Source organism: Clostridium senegalense (assembly GCF_018916625.1).
Taxonomy (GTDB): domain Bacteria; phylum Bacillota; class Clostridia; order Clostridiales; family Clostridiaceae; genus Clostridium_J; species Clostridium_J senegalense.
Genome location: NZ_JAHLNC010000003.1, coordinates 205,233 through 226,573, shown reverse-complemented (window position 1 = coordinate 226,573; position 21,341 = coordinate 205,233). Strand labels below are relative to the sequence as shown.

The window sequence follows — 21,341 nt, the reverse complement described above, 5'->3', positions numbered from 1 at the left end:
AAAATTATGTTAAAAGGAAACACTAAAACAAAAAAAATAATGGCAATTGCTTTTGGAGCAATATTAACGGTAGGAATGTTAACTGGTTGTGGGACAAGTACTAAGGAGAAAAACCCAACGACAAAAGAAGTAATAGAAAACATAAAAAATTCAACAGAATTTGCAGATATGCAAGAAGGTAGTGAAGAAAAATTAGAGAAGTTTGTTGGCGTTAAGTCAGAGGATATAGAAGAAATTTCATTTTACATACCAAAAACAAACTTACAAGCTGATGAAGTAGCTGTTATAAAAGTTAAAGATGAAGCAAAAGTTGAAGATATGAAAAAACAAATCGAAGCAAAGGTAAATGAAAATGGTGAAGGATTTAAAGATTATCTTCCAGAACAATATAATTTAGTAGAAAATAAGGTTTTAAAATCTGAAAGAACGTACATATTATTAGCAGTATCAAAGGATGCAGAAAAAATAGAAGAAGCTTTTGATGGTTCTTTAAAATAATATAAAAATAAAATTTAATAATTAAGGTGGGACGTAAATTGGTATTTAGTAGTTTAATATTTTTATTTGTATTTCTACCTGTAACATTACTAGTTTACTATATATCCCCTAAAAGAATAAGAAACTTAGTATTATTGATATTTAGTCTTATATTTTATGCATGGGGTGAGCCTGTTTATATAGGAATAATGCTATTTTCAACAGTGTTTGATTATACTAACGGAATTCTTATAAATAAATATAGAGATAATAAGAGCAAGGCAAGACTTGTTCTTATTATTTCTATGGTTATTAATCTAGGAATTTTAGCATTTTTTAAATATTACGGGTTCTTTATAGCAAACGTTAATGGATTACTTGGTCTAAATTTAGTAGCAAAAACTTTACCATTACCTGTAGGTATATCATTTTATACGTTTCAGACAATGTCATACACTATAGACGTCTATTTAGATAAGATTCCAGTGCAAAAAAACATCATATCTTTTGGTGCGTATGTTACAATGTTCCCACAGTTAGTAGCTGGTCCTATTGTAAAGTATGGAGAAGTTGCAAAACAAATAGATAGTAGGCATGAAACACTAGAAAAGTTTGGAGAAGGATGCGAATTATTTATAGTAGGCTTAGCTAAAAAAGTTTTACTAGCTAATAACATAGGAATTATATGGACTACTATTAAAAATACGCCAATAAATGATGTTACTGTGATTGGAGCTTGGCTTGGTATAATAGCATTTACTTTCCAAATATATTTTGATTTTAGTGGGTATTCAGACATGGCAATCGGTCTTGGAAAAATGCTAGGTTTTGATTTTATGAAAAACTTTAATTACCCATATATATCAAAGAGTATTACAGAATTTTGGCGTAGATGGCATATATCTTTAGGCTCTTGGTTTAGAGAATATGTATACATACCGTTAGGTGGTAATAGAGTTTCACTAGCTAAACATTTAAGAAATTTATTTATAGTTTGGTTTCTTACTGGCCTTTGGCATGGAGCAAGCTGGAACTTTATAGTTTGGGGACTTTACTTTGGATGTATATTAGTAATAGAGAAAATGTTTTTATTAAAATGGCTTGAAAAAATGCCTGGATTTATTGCTAATTTATATGCAATGGTATTAGTTATAATCGGTTGGGTGTTCTTTGATGTAGAAACATTAAACAGTGCCTTAAAGTACATAAAAGTTATGTTTGGTCTTAATAGCAATCCTTTAATGGATAGCATGACAATGTATTATTTCACAACTAATATAGGATTAATCATAGCAGTTATAATATGTTCAACACCTATCTTAAAAAGATTAGTTGATTTTATAAAAATAAAACTAAAAACTTTAAAGATAGTAATACTACCAAGTATATACTTAATAATGTTAGTTATATCAGTGGCTTATTTAGTTAATGAAACTTATAATCCATTCTTATACTTTAGATTTTAGAAGTATGAATAATTAGCTTAAAAGAGGTGAAAGTGTTGAACAAAAATAATAAATTATTAAAGATAATTGTAGCTATCATGTTTATTGTATTTTTTACATCTATTGTAGCTTTAAATATAATAACTCCAAATAAAGATTTTTCAGAGTTGGAAAATAGAGTGCTTCAAAAGAAGCCCAAGTTTTCAATAGAATCTTTGCTTGAAGGTAAATTTACCAAAAAATATGAAGAATATATTTCTGACCAATTTGCATTTAGAGATTTTTGGGTAGAATTAAAATCTAAGTGTGATAAATTTATAGGAAAAAAAGAAAGTAATGATGTTTACTTAGGAAAAGATGATTATTTGCTTGAAAAATTTAAAGCACCATCACAAGAAGAGGTTGATAATAGGGTAAATGCTATCAATAATTTTGATAATCAATCTAAAGAGTTAAAAAAATATATTGTATTAGCACCTACTGCAGTGGATATACTTAAAGATAAGTTACCAAACTATGTAGTAGAGCCTAGTGAAAAAACATATCTAGATAAGTTTAAAGATGGTTTAAATGAAGATATAAATTTTGTAGATGTATATGGAAAGCTAAACTCTAAAAAAGATGAGTACATATATTATAAAACAGATCATCACTGGACAACTGATGGAGCATACTATGCTTATGAAGAACTAGCTAAGAGCATGAATCTATCTTTAGCAGACAAAGATAACTTTGATAAAGTAGAAGTTAGTAATGAGTTTTTAGGCTCATTATACTCTAAAGGTAATTTTAGAGATGTATCTTCTGATAGCATTAATCTTTATAAATATAAAAATCACATAGATGAAGATATAAAGGTAGAGTATCCATTAGAAGAAAAAGAGAGTAATTCTATATATGCAATGGATAACCTTAAGAAGAAAGATAAGTATACTGTTTTCTTAGATGGAAACCATCCTTTAGTAAAGATAAGTACAAAAGCAAATAGTGATAGAAAGTTGCTTATAGTAAAGGATTCTTATGCTAATTCTTTTGTTCCATTTTTAATAAATGATTTTAGTGAAATATATATGGTAGATTTAAGATATTATACAGAAGATTTATCAAAGTTAATAGAAAAAAATGAAATAGATGAAATGTTAATGCTTTATAATGCAAATACATTTTTTCAAGATACATCTATAAAAACTATTAAATATTAAAACATATAAATAACCTTTAATTTAAGTTTAGTAAATAATCATTAAGCTATAAACAATGTTTATTTTAAATTATGAAAGTAAATGTTTAAAAAGCATATAAACTTAGTTATATAGTATAATATTATTAACTGTAAAATTAGGGGAAGTATTTATGAGTATGATTTTAATACCACAATTAATGGCTTTGGGGTTAACTTGTATAAAATTTTTAATTTTATATTTTGTTATAAAACTTGCTGTAAAAAAATCTATTCAAGAAGCTCAAGATAAATAATTTACAAAGTTATATAAGAGAGTTTAGAAAATAAGTTTTTATAAGCTAAATTTTTAAACTCTTTTTATTATTTTAATGTAGAAGTTCAAAAGTGAGTTTGTATCACTATAGATTGGTGTTATAATATTTTAAAGGTAAGTGAGGTGTAAATATGAGTGAAGAAAATAAAGAGGGATTAGCTGGTAGTGGATGTGAAGTATTAATTCCATTTAACGAAAGACGCCCTATACAAGAAATTGAAAGAAGCTTAATAAAAAAATATAGAAAACATATATGGTCTAAATTTATAAAGGCTATAAAAGACTATAAATTAGTAGAAGATGGAGATAAAATTGCAGTAGCTATATCTGGAGGAAAAGACAGTTTAGTTATGGCAAAATGTTTTCAGGAATTAAAAAGACATGGCCAAATGGATTTTGAATTAGAGTTTATAGCTATGGACCCTGGTTATCATGAAGATATTAAACAGCTTTTAATTGACAACTGTAATTACTTAAATATACCTATACATATATTTGACTCAGGGATATTTAAAATTGTTGATGACATAGCTAAAGATTATCCATGTTATATGTGTGCGAGAATGCGTAGAGGTGCATTATATTCAAAGGCTCAAGAGCTTGGATGTAATAAACTTGCACTAGGTCACCATTTTAATGACGTAATAGAAACTACAATGTTAAATGTTTTATATGCAGGAAACTTTAAAACAATGCTTCCAAAATTAAAAGCAACTAATTTTGAAGGATTAGAGCTTATAAGACCACTTTATTATGTAGAAGAGCCATATATACAAAAATTCATTCAAAACAGTGGTATATGGCCATTAAATTGTGCATGTATGGTAGCTGCAAAGAAAATAGGAAACAAACGTTTTGAGATAAAGGATATGATAGCAGATTTAAAGAAAAACTTTAAAGATGTAGATAAATCTATATTCAGGGCAGCACAGAATGTAAACATGGATGCAATATTAGGATGGAAAAAGGACGGAGAAACCTATTCATATTTAGATTTCTTTGATGAAGATTAATAATTTATTTAAATTAGCTGTATTAAAATAGAAGAACAAATCTATTTTAATACGGCTTTTTATTTGTTTTATAAAATTTTAATTAAATTTTTAGTTTATATAAGGAGTTTGTTGTTATAAAAAATGATAAATATAACTTTAAATCGTTATTCAGTTAGTTATTTCAAGAAACTCTAATAATATTTTTGAAAATTTTTAGGACTAAACGGCTGAATCGACGTCCTGTCTAGGCAGTCGCGAAACCCGTCCTTGGGTTTCGGTCCTAATAATGTTAAAAAATCTTATAAGAGTTTCTAAGGAATAACTAAAAGTCATAACTAACTTAAAGTTATATTTGTCATTAAAAAGTAAAGTTAGGTAAGTTAATAAATTAAAATTTAGATGATTAAAATAGTTAAATGTGTTAGGAAATGTTTTTAATTAAATAAGAGTCTTTAAATAAAATAATTTTTTTTGCATTGATTAATCAATTTTATGAGAAAAACATGATAAAGACTTTATAAAATTAGTAATATATCAAGGCTATAGTATAAAAACATTTATAAAGAATTATGATGAATTATAATAAATTTAATATAAATATGACAGAAAATAATATAAACAAATTACAATAAGTTACATGTTATTTATTGTAGTTATGATAACCTATAAACAAATGAAGTTTAAGGGTAAGATATTATGGTGGAAAATTATACTCTTGGATAATATATTAATGTTAGGTGGGTAATATATGATTAAGAATAAAAAATTATTATTTTTAGTTTTAACTTTAATAATTAGTTTTACATTAATCGGTTGTGGAGTTGATAAAGAAAAAAATACTAATACAAAAAATAAAGAAACTAGTGTTTCAATTAATAAAAAAGAAAGTTATGTAGATGTTGAAGGTGTAGTAGAATATATATGTTCTGATGAAATTGGATATAAATCAGTTGAAGATAAAGGAAATGAATTAGCTGTTAAATATATAAATAATTTGTTTTCGAAGATGAATTTAGAATATGTTTTTGGCGAATCATATTTGCATGAATTTATTTATAAAAATAAAGGTTATTCAGCTAATGGTAATTTAATTGATGAACAAATAGAATTAAATAATATTGTAGGAAAGATAAGTGGCAAAGACAATAAAAAAGCAATTGTAATAACAGCTCATATAGATTCTTTTGGAAAAGGAGTTTTAGACAATGCATCAGGTGTAGCTGTTGCATTAAAAATGGCGGATATTTTAAAAAATAATTCAAAAAATAATTTACCTAATCAGGATATAATCTTTTGTATTACAAATGCAGAGATGCAACTATTTGTTGGCAGTGAAAACTTTGCAAATGATATAAAAGAAAAATATGAAAGTTTATGCAATGTGAACATTGATTGCATTGGATTAAAAACAGGAGGACCACTTGCATTAAAAAATATTAGTAATATTAGTGAATCTGAAAAACTTTATGAATCATTAAAAAAGAATTTAACGGAAAGTAATATAAAATTTTCAGATGTTGTTTCAAGTGAAAAAGTTGAAATGACTATGAAAATGAACAGCGGAGTAAGCGATTATGTTTCTTTTGAAAAGCTAGGAATCCCCTAATATTCATATATCTCAATCTGAAATGGGTTCATTGCCAGATAAACAAAATGCTGGGTTAGAAATTTTAGATTATCAATATTTAAATAAGTTTGTAATAGCAATGGTTGAATGGTTGCAAGATTTTTAAATAAAATGATTTATGAAATAAAAAAATCTCAAAATGGTTTATTCATTTTGAGATTTCTTTGTTTATTAGAATATTATGTGTGCTATTAATGACACAATAGGAAGAGCAATTAATGTTCTTTCTAAGAAGATTATAAATAAATCTTTTAATGAAACTGGTATTTTTGAACCAAGTATAAGTCCGCCTATTTCAGACATATATATTAATTGAACTACAGATATACATGCTATGATAAATCTTGTCATTGGGCTAACTATTGTAGCACCTATAACTGTTGGCAAGAACATATCTGCAAAACCTACTATTAAAGTTTGAGAAGCAGCTGCTGCTTCTGGTATATGTAATAGATTAAGTATTGGTATGAACGGCATACCAAGTATTTGGAAAACTGGAGTATACTCAGCAATTATTAAAGCAAGTGTTCCTATAGCCATAACAATAGGAAGAACTCCAAGCCACATATCTAAAACATTTTTTACACCTTCAAAAACTAACTCAGAGAAGTTTTTATTTTTTTCAGCTCTTTCTAATGCTTGAGTTAAAGCCCATTGATAAGAAGTGTAACCTTCAGGAATGATTTCCTTATTTTCTGCTTTAGCATTATTAAAAAAGCTTCTACTTTTTTTTGAAAGTGGTGGTATACGTGGAGTTATTATAGCTAAAATTATTCCACATAATGTAACAGTTAAGTAAAATGGTATAAACATATTAGAAAGTCCTACTTGAGCTATTACAACTAAACTAAATGTTATTGAAACAGCAGAGAAGCTTGTACTTATTATTGAAGCTTCTTTAGCAGAATAATAACCTTCCTCATATTGTTTGCTAGTAAGTAGTACACCTATAGTTCCATCACCAAGCCAAGAAGTTATACAATCTATAGATGAACGACCAGGCAATCCGAAAACTGGTCTCATTACTTTACTACAAAAAGTTCCTACGAATTCTAATAATCCAAAGTTTAATAACAATGGTAGAAATAATCCAGCAAATAAAAATACTGAGAATAGAATTGGTAGTAAATCATAAAGTAAAAGTCCACCTGTGTTTTCTGATACAATGAAATTTGGACCAATATTAAAAGTAGCACATATTACAAAAATCATTCCGAAAAATCTTGATGCAGCCCAAATTGGTGAAATATTAAATAATGAATTTAAAAATTTATTATTTATAATAAAATTAGGTTTTACTAATTTAGTTACTAATGTTCCAAGTGCAGCTAAAGTAATCATAAAGCATACTATGTATGGCATAAAATCGATTAATCTATTAAGTAAAGCCCTAGATAGTATGGCCACTGGTATTGTTAATTCGCCTTCATGGGGAACAGGTGTCATGAAAAACAATACGCCAATTAAAGATGGTAATAAAAATAATAATAAGTTCCCTTTAGAATAAGATGCCTTTTCTGTTTTTAGCATATATAATTCCTCCTTCTTTAGTTTATAAATATACAATTTCTTATTATAATAATACAGAAAATGAAAAAAGTCCACCCTTTTTCGTCATAAAATCAAATAAAAATACAATTTATAAGTGGAATATACATAAAATGATGTATTAATATACAAAATATGCATAAAACTTAATATAATATGCCAAAAGTATTGTTAATTATAATACTTGTAAAAACATAAAAATTACTTTAACAAATTACATTAATGTTGAAAATCATTAAAAGTTATTATATAAATGTATAAAATTGTATACAACTAGATCAGTTAGAGGTAAAAAATAAGGAGAGTTCATACAAAACTCTCCTTATTAATCACTTAAGGGTTAAATAAAGGATTGAATTAAATCGTTAAGTTGAAATTGAAAATTATCTTTAGATATAGAATCTATTAATTCTCTAGCAGCTTTTACCTCATCGGTAATTACTCCATCTACACCCATATAGTAATATTCTTCTATTGAAGTTAATGTATTTGCAGTCCAAACATAAATATCTTTATTAAATAATCTACAGGCCATTATTAGTTTATTACTTATAATAGATTCCTCAACAGATAGAAAATCAATATCCATAAATTCAACATTTGGTATACCTGCAACCACTATATATCCTACTGTTAATTTAGGAGCTTTTTTATTAACTTCTTTTAAAATATTATAGTTAGTAGATTGAACTATGCATTCATTATAAAAATCATTTTCATTTAATATATTTAAAAAATCATCTACAAAATTATTTTCGTACCCATGAAGTTTTAACTCTATGTTTAGCTTGATGCGACCTTTAGAAAGTTTTAAAACTTCATCTAAAGTAGAAATCTTACTTACAAATCCATTTTGAGAAGTTTGTAGGGTTTTAATTTCATCTAAGGTTAAGTCATATACATTTACATTTTTCTTTGCAAGCCTTTTAAGATTAGTATCATGGATAACTATAAGTTTATTATCTTTCGTTTGAAGTACGTCTATTTCAGCAAAATCTGCATTGGCATTTATTGCCCCTTCGATAGCTTCTAAACTATTTTCAACACCTGCATTTGTATAACCTCTATGAGCCATAATCTTAAAATTATTATGGGTATCATTTACCGCTCTAACAATAGAACTATCTACCAATAAAGAAGTTATTACGAAAAACAAAAGAGCCGGCACTATTACAAGGGATAAAATTACTTTTTTATGTTTTACAGTAAAACTTTGTTTTTTGTCAGCGCTAGTAAATTCTATATTATCAATACAAATATTCTTTTTATCACAATAATCTAAATAAAGAATTGTAAGTGTATTAATAACAATAGGTGTAGTTATAGTCATTAAGATATAGTATAGAGTTAAAGAAATTACAAAGGTAATAGCTGGTGAAAATTTATAAACAAAAGATTTATTCACAAGCCAAATTATAAAGCAAATAAGAGAAACTAGTAAAAATGATAATAGTATATAAAGTAAAAAAAATAAAATTATAGAGCTGATTAAAATAACAACAGTTTTAATATAATTTTTCTTTACTATTTCACTACTTTTTTTAGCAGCACGCCTAAAGCTTGTTTCACCCTCTAAAATTACAATATGAATAGAATATATCCATCTTACGTTTAAGTAAAAAATAACTGCTAATACTAATAAATATAAAATTCCACCTAGAGTTGTTTTCATAAGTTCATCTGAAATAAAATTAGGAATACTTAAAGATGGAATTAAAGATGAGTTAGCACCTACATTAAATAATGGCAAAAGAAGAATTAAATATAATGCCATATGAATCATTCCAAAACCAAATATAATTTTAATATTCGAGAAAGCTTTTTTTAGTGCTGATTTTAAATTTATACGTTTTTTATAGTTACTAAAATAAGAGATTATTATAAGAACAGAAAGTTCTATAAATATAACTCCTATTATTATTGGCGTTAAAACAATAAATGTTAAAAATCCATATCTACTAAGTCCAAATCTTATAAGTTCTCCATTAGTTAAACTATTAAAACCAGCAAAATAAAGAAATTTATTAAATATCAAAGAAATAAATGGTGTAAAAATACTAATAGTAAGTATTTTATAAATTGCTTCAAAGAGTAAATTTTCCCAATAAGAAAATCTTATATTTTCATATGAAGTAGATATAGTTTTTATTAAGTATATATTTTTAGATTTATCAAATAATTTCATATAGAACCTCTTTTAAAAAATAATTTAAGATTATAAGTTTTAGAACTAATTTATTAAGATAATTATTACTTTAAGGTAAAGATTATAACTCTTCACTCTTAACTAGAAAATTAAGTTTGTAACCTTATGTATATATAGGATTCCAAATATAGCATTATTTATTAATACCATGATTAAGAATTCAGTATTACATTTAGAATTACATATTATTATATACTATTTGAAATAGAAGGAAGGTGAAAATTTTTAAAAATTAAAAAAATTACATATAAAAACTAAAAATTAGAAATATGAGGTGAAAAAATGAATATAATAAAAAAAGATGGAAGAATAGAAGAACTTAAAAAAGATAAAATAAAAGTAAGTATTGAAAATGCAGCAAAGGATTCAGCTACTATATTAAATAATTCAGATGTAGAATTGTTAGTATCTGATATAATGGAAACTTTAAAAAAATTAAGAGGAGATGGCAATACATCTAGTTATGAAGTAAGTGGTGTGGTACTTCATACTCTTAATAAAAATAAATTTAATGATATATTAAACTCATATTCAGAAAATGAATAATGTATTAAAAAGTAGTAAATATTTATATGTAAAAAATTAATAGGTTTATTTTTTATATGATTTATATTATAATATTAATAAATATGAATAAAGTTTTTATATTTATAATAACTTTGAAAAGGTTGATTAGATGAGAAATGTTTTTTATGACGCATTAGAACAGTCACCGATAGTATCCGCAGTCAAAGATATGGATGGCCTTTGTAAGGCTTTAGAATCCGACTCAAAAGTCGTGTTTGTTCTTTTTGGTGATATATGTAACATATCCGATATAACTAAAAGAATTAAAGAAAAAAATAAAATAGCTATAGTTCATATCGATTTAGTTGATGGACTTGCAAATCGAGATATAGTGATAACCTTTTTAAAAAATAATACATCGGCAGATGGAGTAATTAGTACAAAATCAAACATAATAAAAAAAGCTAAAGAAAACGGATTTATAACAGTCCAAAGATGTTTCATACTTGATTCATTATCTTTGGAAGGTAGTAAAAAATATATGAATGCAGGATATGCAGATGCAATAGAAATATTACCTGGAGTTATGCCTAAAATAATTAAAACCATAGTTGGTTTTGCAAAAGTACCAGTTATTGCTGGTGGGCTAATACAGGATAAAGAGGATATAATGACTGCGCTTCAAGCTGGAGCTACAGCAGTTTCCTCGACTAAAAAAGATATATGGTTTATGTAGCGAGAGAATTAGAGAAAAGCTACAAAAACAAAAACGCCGTTAAGGCATAAGAAAAGAAATGAAGGATTAAATATTTAAAATATTAGTCTATTATTTATTTGATTATGCTTAAAGTGGGGGTGTGTTGTTTTTGTAGCTTTTTTTATTTGTTTGGAGGGATTATTAATGGAAAAGTATATTGTGGCTTTAGATCAGGGGACGACTAGTTCAAGGGCGATAGTTTTTGACAAGGATCAAAATATTTTAGAGATAGTCCAAAAGGAAATAACATGTTTTTATCCTAAAAAAGGATGGGTTGAGCAAGACCCTATGGAGATATTTGCATCTCAATATGGAGTACTTATAGAAGCTTTAGCAAAAACAGGATTATTAGCAGAAAATATAGCAGCTATAGGAATTACAAATCAAAGGGAAACTACAGTTTTATGGGACAAAGAGACAGGAAAACCTGTTTACAATGCAATTGGATGGCAATGTAGAAGAACGGCAGATATATGTGACAAATTAAAAAAAGATGGTCATGAAGAATATATAAGAGAAAATACAGGTCTTGTTGTAGATGCTTACTTTTCAGCTACAAAAATAAAATGGATTTTAGATAATGTTGAAGGTGTAAGAGAAAAAGCAGAAAAAGGTCAAATTTTATTCGGAACAGTTGATACATGGCTTTTATGGAAACTTACTAATGGAAAAGTTCATGCAACAGATTATACAAATGCATCAAGAACAATGCTTTTCAATATAAAAACATTACAATGGGATAAAAAATTACTAGAGATTTTAGATATACCAGAAAATATTTTACCAGAAGTTAAAAACAGTAGTGAAGTATATGGAAGAACAAACCTTGGAGGTAAAGGTGGTACTAGAGTTCCAATAGCAGGAATAGCTGGAGACCAACAGGCAGCATTATTTGGTCAAGCATGTTTTGAAAAAGGTTCTGCAAAAAATACTTACGGAACAGGTTGCTTCTTACTTATGAATACTGGTGATGAAATCATAAACAGTAAAAACGGACTTATAACAACAATTGCAATAGGAATAGATAATAAAATTCAATATGCACTAGAAGGTAGTGTATTCGTTGGTGGAGCTGTTATCCAATGGCTTAGAGATGAACTTAGAATTGTTAATGATGCTCATGATACAGAGTATTTTGCAAAAAAAGTTAAAGATAATGGTGGAGTTTACATAGTTCCAGCCTTCACTGGACTTGGCGCACCATACTGGGATATGTATGCACGTGGTGCAATATTTGGACTTACAAGGGGTGCAAATAGAAACCATATAATCAGAGCTGCACTTGAATCTATAGCATATCAAACTAAAGATGTTATAGATGCAATGGTTGAAGATACAGGAATGTGTCTTACAGAGTTAAAAGTAGATGGTGGAGCAAGTTCTAATGGATTCTTGTTACAATTCCAATCTGACATATTAGGAAAGACAGTAAGAAGACCACTTATAAGAGAAACTACAGCATTAGGAGCGGCTTACCTTGCTGGACTTGCAGTAGGGTTCTGGGAAAGTAAAGAAGAGATTAAAGATAAGTGGAATATAGATAATGAATATATGCCAAACTTAAGTGAAGAAGAAAAAGAAAGGCTTTATAAAGGCTGGAAAAGAGCAGTTGTAAGAGCTATGGAATGGGAAGAAAAAGAAGATTAATTATTTTTATAAATTTAGATAAATGGCTAATTTCTAGGAGGAAAAAATTATGTATGATGTAGTTATAGTAGGAGCAGGAATTATAGGCGCGTCTGTTGCTAGAGAGCTTTCAAGATATGACTTAAAAGTTAAGGTGTTAGACAAAGAAAATGATGTAGCTAATGGAACTACAAAAGCAAATAGTGCAATAATCCATGCAGGATATGATCCTAAAAATGGAACAATAATGGCAAGAGTGAACGTAAAAGGAAATGAAATGTTTGAAGACATATGTAAAGAATTATCAGTTCCTTTTAAAAGAAATGGTTCATTAGTTTTAGCTTTTTCAGATGAAGATTTAGAAAATGTTAAAGAGCTTTGCGAAAATGGAACTAGAAATGGTGTTAAAGATTTAAAAGTTTTAAATAAAGAAGAAGTTCTATCTATGGAACCTAATATAAGTAAAGAAATAAAAGGGGCATTATATGCACCAACAGGTGGAATTGTAGGACCATGGGAATACACAATAGCATTAATGGAAAATGCAGTAGTAAATGGTGTAGAACTTCAATTAAATTCTGAAGTAACTTCAATTGAAAAAGATGAAAATGGATATAAAATATATGTAAATAATGAAAAAGAGCCGATATGTGCTAAATATATTGTTAATGCAGCGGGTGTTTATGCAGATAAGATTCACAATATGGTTGGAAGTGCTGATTATGATATTATTCCAAGAAAAGGCCAGTACTATGTTATGGATAAGAGTCAAGGAAGTCTTGTTGAAAAAACAATTTTCCAATGTCCAAATAAACTAGGAAAAGGTGTTTTAGTTACTCCAACAGTTCATGGAAACTTATTAGTAGGACCAGATGCACAGGATATAGAAAATAAAGAAGATGTTTCAACAACTTCAGATGCTCTTACTTTTGTAAGGGATAAAGGGGTTTTATCTGTTGAAGGAATTTCTTTTAGAGATGGAATAAGAAACTTTGCAGGACTTAGAGCGTATTCTACAAGACCGGATTTTATAGTAGAAGAAGCAAAAGATGCTAAAGGATTTATTGATTTAGCAGGAATGAAGTCACCAGGACTTTCTTCAGCACCAGCAATCGCTTTAGAGACAATTGAATTATTAAAAAATACTGGATGTAGCTTAAAAGAAAAAAAAGAGTTTATAAAAGAGCGTAAACAAATTAATTTTATGGAACTATCAAATGAAGAAAAAGCAAAGGTAATAAAAGAAAACCCAGCTTACGGTAGAATAATCTGTAGATGTGAAAACATAACAGAAGGAGAAATTTTAGATAGCATAAAAAGACCAGTGGGAGCTACAACTTTAGATGGTGTTAAGAAAAGATGTAGACCAGGTATGGGAAGATGTCAAGGCGGTTTCTGTGGTCCAAGAGTACAAGAAATTTTAGCAAGAGAGTTAGATAAAGATTTAAAAGATATAGTTTTAGATAAAAAAGGCTCTTATATTTTAACAGGTGAAACTAAAAGAAAGTAGCAGGAGGATTTGAAGATGAATTACGATTTAGTAGTTATAGGTGGAGGTCCAGCAGGACTTGCAGCAGCAATAGAAGCATACGATAATGGCGCAGAAAAAATATTAGTTATAGAGAGAGATAAAGAACTTGGCGGAATATTAGAGCAGTGCATACACAATGGTTTTGGACTTCACACTTTTAAAGAAGAGCTTACAGGTCCTGAATATGCTCAAAGATTTATAGATTTATTAAACAATACAAAAGTAGATGTAAAACTAGATACAATGGTTTTAGATATTACAAATAAAAAAGAAATCCATGCTATCAACTCAGAAGACGGCTATATGGTTATAAATGCAAAGGCTATAGTTTTAGCTATGGGTTGTAGAGAAAGAACTAGAGGAGCAATATCTATACCTGGAGATAGACCAGCAGGAGTATTTACAGCAGGATCTGCTCAAAGATATGTAAATATGGAAGGATATATGGTAGGAAAAGATGTTGTTATATTAGGTTCTGGAGATATAGGACTTATTATGGCAAGACGTATGACTTTAGAAGGAGCTAAGGTTCATGCAGTAGTAGAGCTTATGCCATATTCAAATGGATTAAATAGAAACATAGTACAATGTCTAAATGACTATGATATACCATTATATCTTTCACACACAGTTACAGATATAAAAGGTGATGGAAGAGTTGAATCTATAGTAATATCACAGGTAGATGAAAATAGAAGTCCTATAAAAGGAACTGAAAAAGAATTTAAATGTGATACGTTACTTCTTTCAGTAGGTTTAATTCCTGAAAATGAAATATCTAAAAATGCAGGAATAGAGCTTGATAGAAGAACAAACGGTCCAGTTGTAAATGAAATGATGGAAACTAGTATAAAAGGAATATTTGCTTGTGGAAATGTTGTTCATGTTCATGATCTTGTTGATTTTGTTACAGCAGAAAGTAAAAGAGCTGGAGCAAATGCAGCAAAATATATAAAAAATGAAATAAAAGATAGTGAAAACTATATAGCTATAAAAAATGGCAATGGAATAACTTATACAGTTCCTCAAAAAATAAGATTAGAAAACATTGATAAAGGAATAGAAGTATTTATGAGAACTAATGCAGTTCAGCATGATGTTTCTATAAAAGTTAAGGCTGGCGATGAAGAGTTATTAAGTTTTAAGAGAAAACATATGGCACCAGCTGAAATGGAAAAAATAATGGTTCCTAAAATGAAGCTTGAGGGAATTGCAACAAATGAAATAACAATATCTGTAGAGAAAGAGGCGTAATTTTATGGTTAAAGAATTAATATGCATAGTATGTCCAAGAGGATGTCACTTAAGTGTAGATATAGATAATGATTATAAAGTAACAGGAAACTTATGTCCAAGAGGGGCAGAGTATGGAGTTAAAGAATTAACAGCGCCAACAAGAGTTGTTACATCAACAGTTAAAGTTAAAGGTGGCGTTCATAAAAGATTGCCAGTAAAAACAAATACAGCTATACCAAAAGAGTTAAATATAAAATGTATGGAGCTTTTAAATGATATAGAAGTAGAAGCACCAATTAAGGTTGGAGACGTAATAGTTAAAAACATTTTAGATACTGGCGTAGATTTAATAGCTACAAGAAATATGTAATAAAAGTAACTTTATTTAAATTGAGGATTGATATAAAAAATTTAATGCTTTTTATAGTATTAAATTTTAAAAAATCAATTCTCAATTTTTATTTTATAGAAATTTACAGAATTTATTTTCCAATTGGGGAAAATAAGACAAAAAACTACAAGAAAATTAACCCAAATGTCACAAAAATGTCAAAAATAATTGATTATTGTTATATATTAAGTTATTATTTTATATGTACAATTTTTTTAATCACGCATTTTTGCTTACTTTATAGGGCATTTAAGTTGGGCATAATTAAACAAATAATAAAGTCAATATTCTCGCCTATTTGCCGAGAATGCTTTGTCGATAAAATCCATACATAGCCCAACTATGAATGGATTTCATCTTCTATTGAAGTTTGAAATTTAATTTATACGTGTAATTTTATTAATTAAATTAAATAATTAGTATTGACTTTGAAATAGATAAAAAGTTAACGATTATTTTATCCAATATAATACTTATTTGGGACCAAATATTAAATTTTTTCAAGTATAAATTAGGTTTTAAAAATATAGGGATACAGTGGTTAATTTAAATATAAAAGTGTAATCCTAAAAAGAGCGGTAATTTAAATGTAGTTGTTTAAATTTATCAAAAATTCAAATGAAATAATCTTACATATTAGCTTTAGAAAATATAGATTTAGTTATATATAGGGAAACAAGCTCAAATTTAAATTTATACATGAAATTTTTGTTATCAGTTGAGAAAAATAAGTACAAATATAGTTAGTTAAGAATTATGAATTAAGAATTTAGGTTGAAACTGGGTTGCCACTTTCTTTTTAATCTATTAATATAATTTGCCTTGCAAATTTATATAAAATTACGTTTAGAATTACTAGGAGAAAAGCGAGTAGCAATAACCGCAACTATTCACTGTTGACTATTAACTCTTAACTAGCGAAGCGTTGCAACTTTTAACTTTTAACTAAAATAATTTATTAGTTATTGATAAAATATTAATTTGAGTTTTCTCATTTGATAAATAAATAAGTTTAAAATTTAATTTGGAACCCTATAAATCTATAATATAAATTATATTAAAATAAGTTACTCAGAAAATAGTATTTTAAGTGTTCAGGAGGAAAATGATGGGTAAGGATAATAATTCATATGTATTGGTACTTGGTATGTCAATCATAGATATTTTGGGATTTTGCGGAAATAAATATAAAGCATGTGATTCCATACCAGGAAATATTAAAATATCATTTGGAGGAGTTTGCAGAAACATAGCAGAAAACTTAGCTAGAGTTGGTGTAGATACTCAATTTATATCTGTTATAGGTGATGATAAAAACGGAAAAGATATAATAGAGCATTCTAAACAAATTGGATATTGCATGGAAAATTCTTTAATGTTAGAGAATAGTAGTACACCTACATATATGGCTGTTTTAAATGAGCATGGTGAAATGGTATCTGCTGTAGTTGATATGGAGAGTGCAAACAAACTAGATAGCAAATTTATTGATTCAAAGGCGGATGTAATTAGAAATTCGGAATACACAGTATTAGATTCAGACAATCCAGAATTACTTAAATACATATTAGAAACTTTTAAAGGGGAAACTAAATTTATATTAGACCCTATATCATCAGCAAAAGCGGCAAATATAAAGCATTTAATACCATACTTTCACACTATAAAACCAAACAGATTAGAAGCAGAAGCGTTATGTGGATTTAAAATTAAGAATATGGAAGATGCTAAAAGAGCTGGTAAATTCTTATTAAACCAAGGTGTAGAAAATGTATTTATTAGCTTAGATGTTGATGGAGTTTATTATTGCAATAATAATTGTTGTGGACTTGTAAAGAGTGAACAAGTTGAAGTTAAAAATGTTACAGGGGCAGGAGATTCCTTTGTATCAGGTATAGCATATGGTTATATGAATAATTTATCTATGGATGAAATAGTTAAAGTGGCAATAGCTATGTCAGTAATAACTATAAGACATGAAGAAACTATAAATCCTAACATGAGTATGGAGTTAGTTGAAAAAACTATAAAAGAGCTACAATGGCTATAGGAATAATTTTTAATTATATATTTTTTTATTAATACAAGGCATATGAAAAGAAATAAAAGATCAAAGATTCAAAGTATATTTGGTCTTTTATTTATTTGATTATGCCTAAACAAAGCCTCAAAATAAAATTTTTATTTTGAGGCTTTTTATTATGGTAAAATTATCTTAAAAATATACAATTTTTGCAATAGAGGTATGTTTTTATTTGGATAAAATATAGAAATATTTTAAAGTTATTGAATAAATTTAGTTTGGAGCTTGTTTCCCCATAGACGTAAATATAAACCTAAAAGTTCCAAAGTTATAGTGTTAAAAAGTAATAATGAAATAGACAAAAGTAAAATTATAGCTAAAGACTTTATGAGAGATTGGACATGTGGAGAATATATAATAGATTTATATGGCGAAAGTAGCTCAATAAAATCTTTAAATAATAAACCTTACAATGAATGTAAGTATAATATCAGGTCACTATAATATAAAATTAACTTGTAAATTAGGATAAAGAGAATGAATGAGAGGTGCCCATTTATGAATTATACAGAAAAAATATTAGAAGTCAGAGACTTACATAAATCTTATAAAAAAGTTGGTATCCCCACAAAAGCATTAAATGGTATTACTTTTGATGTTCTTCCCGGAGAATATTTAGGAATTATGGGAGCCAGTGGTTCGGGAAAGACAACATTACTTAATTGTATTGCTACGATTATTAAGCCAACATCCGGTCAGATTTTACTTTCTGGAACAAATATCAGTGCTTTTAGTGGTAATGAACTAGCTATGTATCGTGGTAATAAAATTGGCTATTTATTTCAGGACTTTGCTTTGTTGGATAATTTAACTGGGAGAGAAAATATATTGCTTCCCTTATCCATACACAACGCAGATGTATGCTTATCAGAGAAAAAATTAAATGATATTGCAAGTTTCCTAAAAATCACAGATGTACTTTCTAAATTTCCATCGCAAATGTCTGGTGGGCAAAAGCAACGTGTAGCAGCAGCTCGCTGTTTAATCTCTGACACGGATATTATTTTGGCAGATGAGCCTACCGGAGCATTAGACACGAAAGCAGCAAGGCTTCTAATGGAAAAACTTCAAGAAATTAATCAAACAAAGAATAGAACAATTTTAATGGTAACCCATGACCCTAATGCAGCAAGTTTTTGTTCTAGAATATTATTCATACAGGATGGTAAGATTTTTCATGAGTTGCGTAGACAAATTCCAACGGAAACAAGAGATGAATTTTACGACCGTATTTTACAGGGAATGACTCAAATGGGAGGAGGAAGTGCGAATGTTCTTTAATCTGGCGTGGCGCAATGCAAAAAGAAGTCGAGATGAAAATTTGATTTATTTTCTCACAATGGTAACAGCTGTGGCGGCGTTTTATATCGTTCTTTCTTTAGGGCAACAAGATGTCATAAGATTTTTAGGAGAATTTGAAAGTGATGCTGTAGATAAATTGCTGACAACAATGCTGCCGATGGTTTATCTGTGTGGGTTATTGTTTGTATTTTTCCTTGTTGTGTTTGCAAATAAATATAAACTTGAATGTCGCAGCCGGGAATTAGGACTTTATTTAATGTTTGGTATGAAAAAGCAACACCTGTTCTTTCAACTTATGATGGAGGGTTTTATTACATCTCTTTTAGCTCTTTGCGGAGGAATTATTTGTGGTGGCTTTTTATCAGAAATCATCAGTCTTGCCACCGCACGTTTGGTTGGACAAGGAGTAATTGCACACCAATCCAGTTTTTCTATGGTCGCGGTTGTCTGGACAGTGATTGGACTTTTGTTAATTCAGGCATTAACTTTGTTTATCTTAGGTGGAGGAATTTTAAAACAAGAAGTTTACCAGTTGCTTTATGGAGAAATAGAAAAAAAACAAGATACTGGAAAAGTAAGTGGTAGTTTTTTTACATTACTTGCTGGTGTTGTATTTTTAGTTGTAGCATATTGGATTATTTTGAAGCATTTTTTTATCGGACATCTTGTTGCTGTGATTTTTGGTATTGTAGGAACACTTTTTTTTATTCGAGGGTTGGCGAGACTATTAAGTCTATTTGCCAGTTCTGTTAAAAACAAAGGGACAAAGGGACTTTATACGTTCACTTTAAGACAGTTACAAGAAAATATTGTAAGCAAATATATTTCAGTCAGCGTAGCATCTATTTTGATGATGCTTACAATTATGTTGATTACTAATGGTTCAGTAAGTATTATTTCGAATATTGATAAGTTGAGCAAGAGTTCTTCTATTTATGATTTTACTGTGATGGGCGACGATAATATGGTAGAACAATATCTTTCTTCTGAAAAGATGAAACCTTATGTGGCACATTTGAACCGCATTGAAATAGGAAATATGCAAAAACCTGGGACCAATGGCGTAAATTCTTTTGTGGATTGGACTAAATTTAGAGAAGAAGTTGTACAGCATTTACCACCAGATGTAGTAGATCCTGCTACACAAGGTGCATTAAGCTATGCGATTGGTCCTGATAATCCTCCGGCATTAAATATCTTAGGAATTATTAGTACTGATAGCTCTACACCATATTTAATTCCAGTATCTACATACAACAGACTACTGGAAGCATCAGGTGAAGTTCCTTTGACACTTGGTGATAATGAAGCCGTATTTTATATAAACCCTGACTTCCGTGGTTCTGCTCAGGAAGACGAATTTTCAATGCTGAATGAAATTTCATCAACTGCAAAATCCACGAATACGTCGCTTCTTTCTATTGATGGTCAGCCATTCTTTTTTGTTCCATCTGTGCCTATGAAAGGTATAACTGCTGACGAAAATATCCTCATTACTAAGGCATTGATTGTTTCAGATGAAGTATTTAAAAAGTATGTAGATCCTGATACTTGCATGGTTTATTGGAACTTCTGTATCCCAAAAGAAATGGCGAATACAGATGGCTTAATGAAATCAATTATGGATGCCAATCATTTATTGAAACCATCTGGCCTCGTTTACGAAAGCTACTTGAACAATTTTGGGCGTCAGTTGTTTTTTGTGATTTCAGAAAGTTATACGACTTTATATATGGGATTTATGTTTTTAATTATCGCTTGTGCGCTTCTTTCTTTACAATTTTTAACACAAATGAATGCAACTAAAAAAAGATATTTAACGTTGTCAATGTTAGGAGCAAATCATGAGCAAATGAAAAAATCAATAAACAAACAGGTTCTGTGGTATTTCTTGATTCCGCTTTTATTAGCGTGCATAAGCGGTTCTGTTGGATTGTATGCTATGCAAAAACATCTTCATTCTTCCCAAACTACGATTGGACAGTCCTATCCACTTATGTTTATAATGGCAGTTAGTGTTATTCTTGTATTGGTAATTTATGCAGTAGCCGTTGCACGAACAGCAAATCATGAAATAGGAAAGTTAAAATGGAAGACAAATTCGTAAATAGCTG

The 21,341-nt window shown here is 28.4% G+C and carries 17 protein-coding genes; 15 read left to right on the top strand and 2 right to left on the bottom strand.

From position 1 onward, the window contains the following. The first annotated feature begins 6 nt into the window (after positions 1 to 6). The 6 genes from KQI36_RS08305 to KQI36_RS08285 all read left to right on the top strand — a co-directional run bounded on the left by KQI36_RS08305 (position 7) and on the right by KQI36_RS08285 (position 6,019). Positions 7 to 498, top strand: a complete 492-nt coding sequence (locus KQI36_RS08305) for a DUF4358 domain-containing protein (protein ID WP_010298156.1) — start codon at positions 7 to 9, stop codon at positions 496 to 498. 38 nt (positions 499 to 536) lie between these two features. Continuing rightward, on the top strand, positions 537 to 1,943 hold the full coding sequence (locus KQI36_RS08300; protein ID WP_216450527.1) for an MBOAT family O-acyltransferase: 1,407 nt from the start codon (positions 537 to 539) through the stop codon (positions 1,941 to 1,943). A 32-nt stretch (positions 1,944 to 1,975) separates the two neighbouring features. Then, positions 1,976 to 3,124, top strand: coding sequence for a DHHW family protein (locus KQI36_RS08295; RefSeq protein WP_342357384.1), 1,149 nt, complete (start codon positions 1,976 to 1,978; stop codon positions 3,122 to 3,124). Positions 3,125 to 3,275: 151 nt separating this feature from the next. Further along, positions 3,276 to 3,398, top strand: coding sequence for a hypothetical protein (locus tag KQI36_RS17845; protein ID WP_280527029.1), 123 nt, complete (start codon positions 3,276 to 3,278; stop codon positions 3,396 to 3,398). A 151-nt stretch (positions 3,399 to 3,549) separates the two neighbouring features. Then, the gene (locus tag KQI36_RS08290; RefSeq protein ID WP_010298148.1) at positions 3,550 to 4,431 is read left to right on the top strand and encodes a tRNA 2-thiocytidine biosynthesis TtcA family protein; all 882 of its coding nucleotides are present in this window, start codon (positions 3,550 to 3,552) and stop codon (positions 4,429 to 4,431) included. A gap of 730 nt (positions 4,432 to 5,161) precedes the next feature. Beyond that, on the top strand, positions 5,162 to 6,019 hold the full coding sequence (locus KQI36_RS08285; RefSeq protein WP_216450525.1) for a M28 family peptidase: 858 nt from the start codon (positions 5,162 to 5,164) through the stop codon (positions 6,017 to 6,019). Between the two features lie 192 nt (positions 6,020 to 6,211). Here KQI36_RS08285 and KQI36_RS08280 read toward each other — a convergent pair whose 3' ends face one another. Both KQI36_RS08280 and KQI36_RS08275 read right to left on the bottom strand, forming a co-directional pair. Then, complete coding sequence (locus KQI36_RS08280; RefSeq protein WP_216450524.1) at positions 6,212 to 7,570, bottom strand: YjiH family protein; 1,359 nt, start codon at positions 7,568 to 7,570, stop codon at positions 6,212 to 6,214. A gap of 358 nt (positions 7,571 to 7,928) precedes the next feature. Beyond that, complete coding sequence (locus KQI36_RS08275) at positions 7,929 to 9,773, bottom strand: glycerophosphodiester phosphodiesterase (protein WP_216450523.1); 1,845 nt, start codon at positions 9,771 to 9,773, stop codon at positions 7,929 to 7,931. A 303-nt stretch (positions 9,774 to 10,076) separates the two neighbouring features. Between KQI36_RS08275 and KQI36_RS08270 the strand changes: the two genes are divergently transcribed. The 9 genes from KQI36_RS08270 to KQI36_RS08230 all read left to right on the top strand — a co-directional run bounded on the left by KQI36_RS08270 (position 10,077) and on the right by KQI36_RS08230 (position 21,334). After that, on the top strand, positions 10,077 to 10,340 hold the full coding sequence (locus KQI36_RS08270; protein WP_216450522.1) for an ATP cone domain-containing protein: 264 nt from the start codon (positions 10,077 to 10,079) through the stop codon (positions 10,338 to 10,340). A 130-nt stretch (positions 10,341 to 10,470) separates the two neighbouring features. Continuing rightward, entirely contained in the window at positions 10,471 to 11,037 is a 567-nt protein-coding gene (locus KQI36_RS08265; protein WP_216450521.1) for a glycerol-3-phosphate responsive antiterminator, read from the top strand. 165 nt (positions 11,038 to 11,202) lie between these two features. Then, positions 11,203 to 12,705: a glycerol kinase GlpK gene (glpK, locus tag KQI36_RS08260; RefSeq protein WP_010298125.1), complete on the top strand. Its 1,503-nt coding sequence runs from the start codon at positions 11,203 to 11,205 to the stop codon at positions 12,703 to 12,705. Positions 12,706 to 12,754: 49 nt separating this feature from the next. Then, positions 12,755 to 14,194 carry an NAD(P)/FAD-dependent oxidoreductase gene (locus KQI36_RS08255; RefSeq protein WP_216450520.1) on the top strand — a complete coding sequence of 480 codons (1,440 nt, stop codon included), beginning with the start codon at positions 12,755 to 12,757 and terminating at the stop codon, positions 14,192 to 14,194. Between the two features lie 15 nt (positions 14,195 to 14,209). Continuing rightward, positions 14,210 to 15,469 (top strand): NAD(P)/FAD-dependent oxidoreductase, encoded by a 1,260-nt coding sequence (locus KQI36_RS08250; RefSeq protein WP_010298121.1) that lies wholly within the window; start codon positions 14,210 to 14,212, stop codon positions 15,467 to 15,469. Positions 15,470 to 15,473: 4 nt separating this feature from the next. Beyond that, positions 15,474 to 15,821, top strand: a complete 348-nt coding sequence (locus KQI36_RS08245; RefSeq protein WP_010298118.1) for a DUF1667 domain-containing protein — start codon at positions 15,474 to 15,476, stop codon at positions 15,819 to 15,821. Positions 15,822 to 16,950: 1,129 nt separating this feature from the next. Beyond that, positions 16,951 to 17,892 (top strand): carbohydrate kinase family protein, encoded by a 942-nt coding sequence (locus KQI36_RS08240; protein ID WP_216450519.1) that lies wholly within the window; start codon positions 16,951 to 16,953, stop codon positions 17,890 to 17,892. A gap of 531 nt (positions 17,893 to 18,423) precedes the next feature. Beyond that, positions 18,424 to 19,206: an ABC transporter ATP-binding protein gene (locus KQI36_RS08235; protein WP_216450518.1), complete on the top strand. Its 783-nt coding sequence runs from the start codon at positions 18,424 to 18,426 to the stop codon at positions 19,204 to 19,206. Continuing rightward, positions 19,196 to 21,334, top strand: a complete 2,139-nt coding sequence (locus tag KQI36_RS08230; RefSeq protein ID WP_216450517.1) for an ABC transporter permease — start codon at positions 19,196 to 19,198, stop codon at positions 21,332 to 21,334. Before KQI36_RS08235 ends, KQI36_RS08230 begins: the two co-directional genes overlap by 11 nt. The last annotated feature ends 7 nt before the right edge of the window (positions 21,335 to 21,341 follow it).